Here is an 11,692-nt window from a genome sequence, read left to right on the forward strand (position 1 = left end):
CACTTTCTATTTAACCGACTCAACAAATAACTGTAATATTTAGCTATTATTTAGTCGAAAATTTATATTTTTTAAAATCCCACTTTACATTTAAATAGTTCAAGTGTCATATCACTCAATTAACGAAGTGTTGCACTCAAATTGACAAATCAGCATGGTAATTAGTCAAAACTACGATGTAATAAATTTTCTTCAACAAAATGACGTAAATGTTGATACGTATTTTCAAAGAATACGCCAGATTGAATAAGTTCAGCTGCTTCATCACGAGCAACTTCTAACATACGATAATCTTCAACTAAATTGGCAACTAAGAAATCTGGCAATCCACTTTGTTTAACACCAAAGAAATCGCCAGGGCCACGCATTTCTAAGTCTCGTTCACTCAATTCAAATCCATCCGTTGTTTGTGTCATAATTGTCATTCTTTCAATTCCTGTTTCTGTTTTAGGGGAGGCAATTAAAACACAGTAACTTTGCTGGTCACTTCTACCCACACGTCCGCGTAACTGATGTAAAGTTGATAATCCAAAGCGATCCGCATCATAAATCATCATAAAAGTTGCATTCGGTACATTAACACCTACTTCAACAACAGTAGTAGAAACTAAAACATCTATCTCATGATTGCTAAACTTTTGCATGACTTCATCTTTTTCATCGGCAGACAACTTACCATGCAATAACCCTACACGGGAAACACCATAATACTGTTGTAAAGACTCGTACAATGCGACAACATTTTGAACATCTTCGAGATGCTCAGAACTTTCTATAAGCGGGCAAATGACATATGCTTGACGACCTTTTTTCAACTCTGAGGTCATTTGCATCAAAACATTATCGTATTGCTCGTGCTTTGCCCAAGTAGTAATGATAGGTTTACGACCTTTTGGTAATTGTTTAATTGAAGACACATCCATCTCACCAAAAACTGATATTGCTAGTGTTCTTGGTATCGGGGTTGCTGTCATAAATAACACATTCGTCATTGCACCTTTTTCTCTTAAAAGCTGGCGTTGATTCACACCAAATCGATGTTGTTCATCTGTAATTACTAAACCAACATTATGGAAAATTACATCATCTTGAATCAATGCATGGGTTCCAATTAAACAATCAATCGTACCATTTTCAAGTTGTTCTAAAAGTATTTTTCGTTTCTTACCTTTTACTGACCCAGTTAACAATGCAACGTTCATAGAATCTCCAAATAAAGCCATTAAACTTTCAGCATGTTGCTCTGCTAAAATTTCAGTTGGTACCATCAATGCTGATTGATAACCAGCCGTTTTTAACGCATACATACAAATTGCAGCAACTACTGTTTTTCCTGAACCTACATCACCTTGAAGTAATCGATGCATACGTATTGGTGCTTTTAAATCTCTAAAAATTTCATTAACACTGGATTTCTGTGCTTCAGTTAGTTCAAAAGGTAAACAATCAATAAATGATTTAACTTGGTCTAAGTCATAATCAATTTCAATTGCTTCGTCAGATGACTTTTCTAATCTATTTAGCCATTGCATACGTAATTCGAATAAAAACAGTTCAGTAAATGCATAGGTTCTACGAGCACGTAATAAATCCTCTTTACTTTTAGGATGATGTAACGTGTTCAAAGTAAAGTCCAAGGTCTCTAATTTATATTTTTCTCTTAGTTCATCAGTTAACCATTCATGAATTGTCACATCATTTAATGCTTGTCTAATTTGGTCTCGTATTTGCTTTTGTTTAATACCTTCCTTAATACGATAGACTGGTTCTAATTGAACATCTGCGTTTTCTTGATTTTGTGTACCTTGTGAATTAAAGAAAACCCTATTACCAGTAATTTCCTGTTTAACCCTATTCCACTTACCTTTAACAGTTATAGTTTGATTTAATTCGATTTTCTTTTTTAAATACGGTTGGTTGAAAAAAATACATTTGACAGCAATATTATTTACCATTAAATGAACAGTTAATTTTGATTTATTTCTTCCAAAAAATGCAACTACTGGAGCTGTATATACTTGTCCTTCTATCGTAACGTTAGATTGATCTTCTGCTTGATTCAAATCAATCACTGTATTATCTTCATATCTGGTTGGCAAATAAAGAACAAGATCTTCCACTGTATGAATATTTAATTGTTGCAATACTTCTATTTTCTTAGGACCTATACCTTTTAATTGTAAAAGAGAATATGGACTTTCTATTAAGTTTACTTTCGCCAAAATAAATCACCTATGTTTTATTTGATTTTACGTATCATTTAGTATGTTATTTATTTTATCATGACTAAGTTGAACATGACATTGTTAGCAACTCGAGAATGATACTTTTAACCCGCTATCTCACTAAAATAGAAAAATAAAAAACTACCAACTGATGATTTATCATTGGTAGTTTTTTATTTTAAATTTTTATTCTACTGAAAAGAAATATTGATAAATTGGTTGTCCACCTTCATGAACTTCCACTTCTACATCTGGATATTGCTCTTCGATCCAGTTTATCATGTTATCTGTAACTGCTTGCTCTGCATCTTGACCAATAATCACAGTAAATATTTCACTATCTTCTGCTAACATCTCAATTAACAACTCAGTAACCGTTGTTAATTGATCACTTTGGCTGCTTACAATCTTATCTTCAATCAAGCCCATAAAGGCGTCTTTTTTAATCTCAACGCCATCAATTTTCGTATCACGAACAGCGTACGTTAATGAACCAGATTTAACGTTATTTACTGAATCAGCCATTTGCGCTTTATTTTCTTCAAGTGTTGCGTCCACATCATATTGGAATAGTGCGCTTATACCTTGAGGAATAGATTTCGTTGGAATAACAACTGCTTCTGCATCAACAATACTCGCTGCTTGTTCACTTGCCATTAAGATATTTTTATTATTCGGTAAAATAATTGCACGTTTACATTTTGATTGTTCAATGACTTTAACGATATCTTCTGTAGAAGGATTCATCGTTTGTCCACCACTAATGATATGTGTGGCACCCATTGATTTAAATATCTCTGAAATACCTTCACCCATAGAAATAGTAATAATTGCTGTTTCAACCGTTTCCATTTTCGGTTTAGCTGTGTGCTGTTCTTTTCGAATCACTTCACGGTGCTGTTCTCTCATATTTTCAACCTTAAGTTTAATTAATTCACCATATTGTTGACCATAATTAAACACTTTACCTGGATATTCGGTATGCACGTGAACTTTCACAATTTCTTCATCATTAATGACTAATAAAGAATCACCAAATTGACTCATATCTTGCCTGAATTCTTGTTCATCAAAGGCTTTTTTATTCTTTCCAAAACGAACCATCATTTCAGTACAATAGCCATAAATAATATCTTCAGTATTAATTACACCATGGAAATCATGTTCATCATGTACAAATTCATCTTTATCTAGCTTTGCAACTTTGGCTTCAACTTTTTCACCTTTAAGCGCTTTTAAGAATCCTTCGTAAACGCATAACAAACCTTTACCACCACTATCAACAACACCAACTTCTTTAAGTACAGCTAATAAGTTTGGTGTGTTTTCAAGTGATTCATTGGCTTTTACAATAATGTACTCCATTAATTCTATACAATCTTCAGTATTATTTGCTTTTTCTACTGCAGCTTGCGCAGCATCTTTTGCAACTGTAAGTATTGTACCTTCAACTGGTTTCATAACAGCTTTATATGCCGTTTCAACACCAGCTTGAAAACTTTCAGCTAACAATTTTGAATTAATTTCAGATTCACTTTCAATATTTTTACAAAATCCTCTGAATAATTGTGACAAGATGACACCAGAGTTACCTCTTGCACCCATTAGTAAACCTTTCGAGAATGTTTTACCTAATTCGCCGATATTTTTCGACAAATTATTCTCTACTTCTTCGCGACCTGAAGTCATAGTAAGATTCATATTTGTTCCTGTATCACCATCTGGCACTGGATACACATTCAAAGAATCTACCAAATCTGCATTGTTAGATAAATTTTGTGCCCCTTGTATAATCATATCGGCAAATAATTTACCATTAATTTTGCTAATCATTTCAAGTTGTCCTCCTAAGCTTTCTTGCCTGTATTATTCACACGTACACCTTGTACATATATATTGATTGAATTTACTGATACATTAAGTGATTTTTCCAAAGTATATTTCACTGTTGATTGTACATTATTGGCAACTTCAGATATTTTCACACCGTAACTTACAATAATGTACATATCTATATCCACTACACCATTATTTTCAGTTACTTTGATGCCTTTAGCATAATTTTCATGTCCTAGTATTTCCGCAATACCATCTCTAACTTGTTGTCTAGATGCCATACCTACAATACCATAACATTCAACGGCCTTTCCACCTACAACCGAAGCAATCACTTCGTTTGAAATATCAATTTTACCGTAATCATTTGAAATCTCTAATGTCATATCTTTGTCCCTCCTAAATTTCAAAGTTTATTATTCGTTTTCCCTAATCACTTTTAAAATTTTACCACTTAGTGTAGTCATAAACGCTTTAAGTTTCATTGATTATTTTTATAAAATATCAATGGTACAACTTATCAGAATGACTTACGCTTAAATCACCTATTATATTTTGAGTAAACTGAATTTACACTCATGACGATTATCTATAGGCGTTTTCTTTTAATAGATGTAGTATCATTAAATAAAAAGTTTAAATGTTTCATTCACTTATTTCTCTAAAATATCATACTACATAACTTCACAGTCTACAATTATATCACAAAACTCAGTATTTTTGACTTTTATGTGAAAATTATTCATTGTTTTTCAAATGAAACTATGCTATCTTAGTTAAGTATATAAGTAGTTATGTGTATTTATATTTATTAAAGGAGGTACTCATATGGGTAAACAATGTTTCGTAACAGGTCGTAAAGCTTCGACTGGTAACAGACGTTCACACGCTTTAAACTCTACTAAACGTAGATGGAACGCTAATCTTCAAAAAGTTAGAATCCTAGTTGACGGTAAACCTAAAAAAGTTTGGGTTTCTGCACGTGCTTTAAAATCTGGTAAAGTAACTAGAGTTTAATAAATATATTGCACATAAAAAATGTGACCTTATGTGGAGGATGCATTTACTTAAGAACTAAGAGCTCAACCTCTTAGTTCTTTTTTTGTTACAAAACAATACATAATGGTTCATAGTGAAATTCGAAATATCAATATAATTTGGTTAAAACGTTTAATAATGGTTCTCTGTCAAATTGGACTTATGGGTTCAATATCGATTTTGGCACATTAATCAATGTACTAGGACCTACAATTTTCCTTTCAATAATAAATCACGCCATAATCTTCATTAATTACAGCGTGATTCATCTATTATTATGCTATAAATTCTATACTATAAACGTCACTTTATTAGATACCTCATGCACTTTATTAAAAATCTTCACAAATTTGTATATACTCAATTTAAATCTGTACTTCTAATTTGCAAAATCAACCCATCGTGTACAGTTACTTTCGCTTGCAAAGACTCAATTTCATTTGAAATAGTTAAAGTAGAACCTATATTAAGCATTTGTCTAGCTAAATTATATTTAAAACCTGCTAGAGAAAGTTCTACATCATCAGTCATCGGTATAAATGAAATGTACGGATAACTCTTATCTTTTTCAACTGTATGTTGACCTTTAGGCAATAATTCAATTTTATTTTGTTGATCGATAACTTCTATATGAACATCATGTTTATAATATGCTTTTTTCAATAATAACTGAATTGCCCCAAAAAAGTGATCTAATCGTCCGCCTGTTGCACCATAAATTGTAATACTATCAAATCCAAGTGCAACAGCTTTATCAACCGCTAAAGCTAAATCCGTATCAGCTTTTTCAGCTTGAACAGGTTTGATTTGTAACTGTTCTGTTAGAAGTTGGCGTTCTTCTTTACTGACTGAATCAAAGTCTCCTACTGAGAAAAAAGGGATAATTTGATGCTTCAATAAAATCAAAGCACCTCTATCAACGCCGCCCCATTTACCTTCATTACTTTTGGCCCAAATATCTTGCGGCAAGTGTCGATCAGAACATAATAAATTTATATGCATATACACTCAACCTTTCAATGCTTGTGTGACTTTTTTATAATCCTCTTGTTTAAAGAAAAATGAACCTGTTACTAGCATTGTAGCACCATTTTCAACACATACTTTCGCAGTATCGGTATTTACGCCTCCATCAACTTCAATATCAAAGTTTAATTGACGTTCCATTTTAATAGCATTAAGACCCGCTATTTTTTCTACGCATTGATCAATAAATGATTGACCACCAAACCCTGGGTTAACTGTCATCACCAGTACATAATCAACAATGTCTAAAATAGGTTCAATTTGTGATATTGGTGTACCAGGATTAATTACTACACCAGCTTTTTTATCTAAATGTTTAATCATTTGAATAGCACGATGGATATGAGGCGTTGATTCGACATGAATTGAAATCATATCGGCACCATGTTCTGCAAATGATGCAATATACTTTTCTGGATTTTCAATCATCAAATGTACGTCTATAGGTAATGTTGTGCCTTTTCTTACTGCATCTAATATTGGTAAACCAATAGATATATTAGGCACAAATTGACCATCCATAACATCAAAATGAACCCCGTCGACACCTGCTTCTTCAAGTCGTTTTAATTCATGTTGTAAAACCAAAAAATCAACAGATAATAATGATGGATATAGTTTTGTCATTTAATATCTAACCTTTCTATTTGAAATTTCATTAAATAGTTGTAAATAATGGTCGTATCTAAATTGCGCAATATTCCCTATCTCTAATTGATGCTTAACATTACAATTAGGTTCTTTGATATGATTACAATTTCTAAACTTACATGTTTCACCATATCGATTTAATTCAAGAAAATAATCTTTTATTTCATCTTTATCTATATGATCAAAATCTAAAGCACTGAATCCAGGTGTGTCTGCAATATAACCGTTTTGACGTTCGAATAGTTCGACATGTCTTGTAGTATGCTTTCCTCGATTTAATGATTTTGATATATCATTTGTCTCAAGATTAAGTTCTGGACGATAATGATTTAAGAAAGTGGACTTACCGACACCTGATTGACCACTAAGTACTATAAGTCCAGCTGGCCAAGCTTCTACAATTTTTTTCCGATCATCATCATTTCCAATAAATTCAGTCTCATAGCCAATATTTTCATATATTTTCAACAACTCATTAATTTCGAGCTGCTTTTCAATTGGTGTTTTATCTTTTTTTGTCACCAAAATTCTCGCATTTAACTGATACGAATGTGCAATAACTAAAAATCGATCTAATAATTGCGTTGAAAAATTTGGCTCGACAGCACTCATTACAATTACTAGTGTATCTATATTACTTACAGGTGGTCTTTTCAACTCATTTTTCCGCTCATACACTTGATGAATATAGCCTTCGTTAATGTTTTGTACATCAAATTCCACTATATCTCCAACTACCGGTGAAAATTTTTTCTTTCTAAATAATCCTCGTGGTTTTGTATTGAAACGTTCGCCATTAACGTCTACTTGATATACCCCACTAATTGATTTCACTATTCGACCTGTCTTCAAAATGGCACCTCTCGATTAATTTTACTGCATTTATTATATCAAAGACTGGAAAATTAATATATAAATGATCATTTCAAATGATATAAATATTGCGGGAGTGAAACAGAATTCATAGACAATGCTCACCTGTATATGATGACATGAAGCATTTTAAAACTACCGCAATCTCAATATAAAAATACCGAGACTTCTAAATAGAAACCTCGGTACATTTACTTCAATTATATTTAAATATCATCATAGCTGACTTCTTTTTCAGCTACAGTTTTACCGTCTACTTTAACAATATAACTTGCTGTTTTTCCTTTTTCAATTCTTAAAGGAATGTCTATACGTTGATCACTAGTAATGTCGAAACTACCTTTTTCAGTTGAACCGTCATTATCTTTATCTTTAATATAAACTTTAACTTTTTGTGACTTATCATTTTTACCAGTGTATGGTACATCTACCGATTCAGTTGTCGTTTTGACATCTGATGAGTCGCTTTTTTTACCTTTAGAAACAACAAACGAAATCGTTGACCCCTCATCTACTGATTTCCCTTTTGGAGATTGAGAAATTACATCACCCTCATCAATATCGTCGCTATACTCTTCTTTACTTTCAACTTTAAATCCTTTTTCTTCTAAGGCTTTTTTAGCTTTGCTAAAGGATTTATGTTCAAAGTCTTCTACATAAACTTGCTTAATGCCTAAAGATTCATATAGTTTAATATTAGAATCATGAATAGCGATTTCAGTATTTGCGGTTACACTTTGATTTGCAATGTATCCTTTTGGTGCTTGATTATTATATACTTTTTCAATCGTAACATCTTTAAGACCTAACGATTTTAATTTCTGTAAGGCTTCCTCCTTAGGTAAACCAATGACATTTGGCATTTTAACCTTTTCAGGGCCTTTTGATATAACAACATCAACACTGTCACCACGTTCAACACGTTCACCTGTATTAGGGGTTGTCTTAATAATTTCATTTTCAGGATATTTATCACTATAACTTCTAGAAATTTTACCTAATTTCAGATTATTTTTATTGAATATTTGCTCTGCTTCTTTTACAGATTTCCCGATTACATCAGGTGTCTCTTCGTATTTATTACCAAACATTGCCATTGCCACAAAAGAAACAAGTGCAATCATTAACAACGAAAAGATTAGTGATAAGAGCACAATCTTTCGTGTTGATTTCTTTTTAGGTTTTGGTTCATACAACATACCTTCTGGCTTTTGGAATTGCTGATGATGAGCAGGCCCATTTACAATAGGTACTTGCGTCGTTTCACGTTTAGGTTGATTCGACTTATGTTCACTAATATGCTTTGCTAGATCTTCTTTTTTCAAAGGTACCGCTATCGTTTTCATTTTATCGAGTTCATAGACGTCTTCATTCGCTCGATTTTCATGTAAAACACTACTCAAATCATCTTTCATTTCTTGAATTGTTTTGTAACGATTCGCTTTGTCTTTTTCTGTAGCGCGTAAAATGACATTACTTAAAGATTGCGGAATATCCTTACGTACATCTGTTGTCACATTTGGCACAGAATCCTGAATATGTTTAATCGCAATGCTAACTGCAGTTTCTCCATTAAATGGTGGTTCACCAACAAGCATTTCATATAACACAATACCTATAGAATAAATATCTGTACATTCATCCGTTGCCTCACCTTTTGCTTGTTCTGGCGAAAAGTACTGCACAGTACCTAACACATGATTAGTCTGAGTTAAAGACGTCTCACTTAAAGCTTTAGCAATTCCAAAATCAAATATTTTCAACGTTTTATTGCTGTCAATTAATATATTTTGTGGCTTAATATCTCTATGTACAATACGCATATCATGTGCATGTTTAATGCCATCCAATATTTGATTCGTAAAATTAATCGCCGTGTCAACACTTAATGGCCCATGACTTTCTATATACTCAGACAAAGTCGGACCTTCAATATATTCCATTACTAAGTAGTAACAGTCATCTTCTTCATCAACATCGATCATACTTACTATATTTTGATGTGATAGCTGTGATGAGTTATGTACTTCTCGTTCAAAACGTTTTAATGTTTCTTCTTTTTCTCTAGGTGGTATAAAAATCGCCTTAATTGCAACTTTAATGTTAAGTATCGTATCTTCTGCAAGATAAACGGTACTCATGCCACCGCCGCCAAGCTTATCTACAATTTTATATCGTTCATTTATTATTTTACCTATCATACTTTATCACCTTCAATAGCCGCGAGTATGAAAGTAACGTTATCTTTCGAATGGTTATCTAATGCCAATTGCATTAATTGATCACCATGACCTTCTATTGTACCTTCTTTTACTAACAAACGCTTAATTTCATTGTCTTTAACATAATCAGTTAATCCATCTGAATTTAATAATAAATAATCATAAAAATTTAATCGCTTAATAAACAAATCTGGACTCACACGTTTATCTGTGCCCATCACCTTCGTAATAATATTACGTTGTGGATGTGTAAATGCTTCTTCCGGCGTAATTTGACCCGTTAAAACAAGATGATTAACAAATGAGTGATCACTAGTAATTTGTTCAATTTGTCGACTATTAATAACATAGGCTCTAGAATCACCGACATTTGCTATCACAACTGATTTTTCAAAAACAAGTGCACAAACACATGTTGTACCCATACCTTTATATTCTGCATTTTCTTGTGCATAGTGATATAACTGAAAATTTATATCTTTTATATTATTACGCAACCAATTTTCAGCTTGATGTTCTTCTATAAGATTTTCCGCTTCAAAACGGGATTTCAACTCATCTGTAACAAATTTACTTGCAACTTCTCCTGCTTTATGGCCGCCCATACCATCACACAGAACTAAAAGTTGTTGATTAGTTTGATTATAAAAAATACCACCCGCATCTTCATTCTTATCTCTATGTTGTCCAGTATCAGTAAAAAATTGTGCCTCTAGCATTTGTCTTTACCTCGTTTCTACTTGTCGTTCCTTTGCTCTTAATTGACCACAAGCTGCGTCAATATCTGAACCTTGTTCACGACGTATTGTGGCATTAATTCCTAGTCTCTTTAATTCTTTTTCAAATTTAAAGATATCATTTTTAGCTGTTTTTACATAATTTCTTTCTGGAACATGGTTGACAGGAATTAAGTTAACATGGCAGTTTAAGCCTTTTATTAAATGTGCTAATTCTCTTGCATGTTCTAGTTGGTCATTCACACCACCAAACAGACCATATTCAAAAGTAACACGACGATTTGTTTTTTCTTGATAATATTGAATTGCTTCGATTAACTTCTCAACATTATATGCACGGTTAATTGGCATCAAGCGTGATCGCACTTCATCTTTTGCGGCGTGTAAGCTTACAGCAAAATTAATTTGGATATCTTCATCCGCAAAGTCATATATTCTAGGAATGATACCTGATGTTGATATTGTAATGTGACGTGCACCAATATTTAAACTGTTATCATCATTGACGATTCTTAAAAAGTCCATCATTTCATCATAATTTTCAAATGGTTCACCGATACCCATTATGACAATTTGAGATACGCGCTCTTCTGTAGCATCAAGGGCTTTTTGAACTGTTAAAACTTGTGAAACAATTTCGCCAGCTTCAAGGTTTCTTTTTAAACCGCCAAGTGTAGAAGCACAAAACGTACATCCGATACGACAACCTACTTGTGTCGTTACACATACTGAATTTCCATAATCATGTCTCATTAAAACAGTTTCAATTGTATAGCCATCTTGTAATTCAAATAAAAATTTAATTGTACCGTCTTTACTTTCTTGTTTTACTACAGTTGTTAAAGTTGTAACAGTAAAGTTATCTTTTAAAAGCTGTCGTAAGCCTTTCGATAAGTTCGTCATTTCATCAATCGAATCTACTCTTTTTTGATATAACCATTCAAAAATCTGTTTCGCTCGAAATTTTTGTTGACCTTGTTCAACGAGCCAGTTTTGCATTTCGTCAAATCGCAATGAATATATTGATTGCTTGTCAAAATTTGGAAGAAATTTATTCTTCTTTTTCTTTTCAGCAGTTATCATT

Annotated in this window: 10 protein-coding genes; 1 reads left to right on the top strand and 9 read right to left on the bottom strand. The window is 32.5% G+C overall.

Annotated features, from left to right (window positions below; genetic code table 11):
* Positions 1-161: 161 nt before the first annotated feature.
* The 3 genes from recG to ACXQH5_RS01945 form a co-directional block, all read right to left on the bottom strand.
* Positions 162-2,222, bottom strand: coding sequence for an ATP-dependent DNA helicase RecG (recG, locus tag ACXQH5_RS01935; protein WP_001151491.1), 2,061 nt, complete (start codon positions 2,220-2,222; stop codon positions 162-164).
* 189 nt (positions 2,223-2,411) lie between these two features.
* Positions 2,412-4,058 (bottom strand): fatty acid kinase catalytic subunit FakA, encoded by a 1,647-nt coding sequence (fakA, locus tag ACXQH5_RS01940; RefSeq protein WP_057504507.1) that lies wholly within the window; start codon positions 4,056-4,058, stop codon positions 2,412-2,414.
* A gap of 14 nt (positions 4,059-4,072) precedes the next feature.
* Positions 4,073-4,447, bottom strand: a complete 375-nt coding sequence (locus ACXQH5_RS01945; RefSeq protein ID WP_000171418.1) for an Asp23/Gls24 family envelope stress response protein — start codon at positions 4,445-4,447, stop codon at positions 4,073-4,075.
* Between the two features lie 442 nt (positions 4,448-4,889).
* Here ACXQH5_RS01945 and rpmB point away from each other — a divergent pair, with 442 nt between their 5' ends.
* Positions 4,890-5,078: a 50S ribosomal protein L28 gene (rpmB, locus tag ACXQH5_RS01950; protein ID WP_000517908.1), complete on the top strand. Its 189-nt coding sequence runs from the start codon at positions 4,890-4,892 to the stop codon at positions 5,076-5,078.
* Positions 5,079-5,459: 381 nt separating this feature from the next.
* On the opposite strand, the gene ACXQH5_RS01955 is transcribed toward rpmB, so the two are convergent.
* The 6 genes from ACXQH5_RS01955 to rlmN all read right to left on the bottom strand — a co-directional run bounded on the left by ACXQH5_RS01955 (position 5,460) and on the right by rlmN (position 11,691).
* Positions 5,460-6,101 (bottom strand): thiamine diphosphokinase, encoded by a 642-nt coding sequence (locus ACXQH5_RS01955; RefSeq protein ID WP_000547905.1) that lies wholly within the window; start codon positions 6,099-6,101, stop codon positions 5,460-5,462.
* A gap of 6 nt (positions 6,102-6,107) precedes the next feature.
* The gene (rpe, locus tag ACXQH5_RS01960) at positions 6,108-6,752 is read right to left on the bottom strand and encodes a ribulose-phosphate 3-epimerase (protein WP_000164340.1); all 645 of its coding nucleotides are present in this window, start codon (positions 6,750-6,752) and stop codon (positions 6,108-6,110) included.
* Positions 6,753-7,628 (bottom strand): ribosome small subunit-dependent GTPase A, encoded by an 876-nt coding sequence (gene rsgA / locus ACXQH5_RS01965; protein ID WP_000847925.1) that lies wholly within the window; start codon positions 7,626-7,628, stop codon positions 6,753-6,755.
* Positions 7,629-7,855: 227 nt separating this feature from the next.
* Positions 7,856-9,850, bottom strand: coding sequence for a serine/threonine protein kinase Stk1 (pknB, locus tag ACXQH5_RS01970; protein ID WP_000579552.1), 1,995 nt, complete (start codon positions 9,848-9,850; stop codon positions 7,856-7,858).
* The gene (locus ACXQH5_RS01975; RefSeq protein WP_000888487.1) at positions 9,847-10,590 is read right to left on the bottom strand and encodes a protein-serine/threonine phosphatase Stp1; all 744 of its coding nucleotides are present in this window, start codon (positions 10,588-10,590) and stop codon (positions 9,847-9,849) included. Before ACXQH5_RS01975 ends, pknB begins: the two co-directional genes overlap by 4 nt.
* Before the next feature lie 6 nt (positions 10,591-10,596).
* The gene (gene rlmN, locus ACXQH5_RS01980; RefSeq protein WP_057504508.1) at positions 10,597-11,691 is read right to left on the bottom strand and encodes a 23S rRNA (adenine(2503)-C(2))-methyltransferase RlmN; all 1,095 of its coding nucleotides are present in this window, start codon (positions 11,689-11,691) and stop codon (positions 10,597-10,599) included.
* Position 11,692: the final 1 nt, after the last annotated feature.

The organism is Staphylococcus sp. SA22, from assembly GCF_054165785.1.